We start from the raw sequence: 969 nt of genomic DNA on the forward strand, positions 1-969 counted from the left end.
CTAGGGCATGTCTGACAAATGTGCGGTCCAGGCGATCACCGCGTTGAGGACGACAGCAGCGCGATAGGTCAGCGCGTGCTTGTCATAGCGAGTCGCGATCCCACGCCACTGCTTGATATGACAGTAGCGGCGTTCGACGACATTGCGACCGCGATAGGCGTCCGGATCGAAGTTCGGCGGCCGGCCACCAGCTGATCCGCGCCGCAGCCGATGACCTTTCTGGTCCTCGGGCTCGGGGATATGGGCGGTGATGCCCCTGGCGCGCAGATGCTTGCGGATCGCCCGCGAGGAGTAGGCCTTGTCCCCGCAGAGTCCATCCGGCCGGGTCCGTGGCCGCCCGAGGCGGCGGCCGACCCTCAGCTGCTGCAGCAGCGGGACCAGCATCGGCGAGTCGCCGGCCTGACCGGGACTCAGCAGCACCACCAGCGGCAGCCCTCGGCCGTCGACGAGCTGGTGGATCTTCGTCGAGAGCCCGCCGCGCGAGCGGCCCAGGGCATGATCAGGCGGCTCTGGAACCGTCCGGTCCTGCGGCTGGGTCTGCGGATTCGTGTAGTTCGATCCAGCCCCCTGTGTGGCGACTGATGTTGGTCGCGTGCTGATGAGCACGAGCGATCGTCGAGTCCACCGAGACCGTCCAGTCGATCTGGCCGGCCTCGTCAGCTGCCGCGGTCAGCCGCTCCAGCACCCGATCCCAGGTGCCCTCGGCGGCCATGCGCCGGTGCCAGGTCCAGACCGTCTGCCAGGGACCGAAGACCTCAGGCAGATCGCGCCAGGCGATGCCGGTCCGATACCGGTAGATGATCGCCTCGACCATCGTCCGCGCATCGGCGAAGGGTCTACCCTTGCGGCCCGTGGGGCGGGGCAACATGTCCTCAATCATCGACCACTGGGCATCGGAGAGCACCTGGAACCTCGACATCTACTCAGTCTCGCAGGACGGGCGCTACATAATTGTCAGACATGCCCTAG

1 protein-coding gene is annotated in these 969 nt (G+C 66.8%); it reads right to left on the reverse strand.

The features are described from left to right. A protein-coding gene (locus SD455_RS16610; RefSeq protein ID WP_445508745.1) for an IS5 family transposase occupies window positions 1-919 on the reverse strand; the annotation gives its coding sequence in 2 pieces (ribosomal slippage) (window positions 1-567 and window positions 569-919; 918 coding nt in all). Window positions 920-969 lie beyond the last annotated feature (50 nt).

The sequence above is a fragment of the Nesterenkonia sp. K-15-9-6 genome, assembly GCF_052656005.1.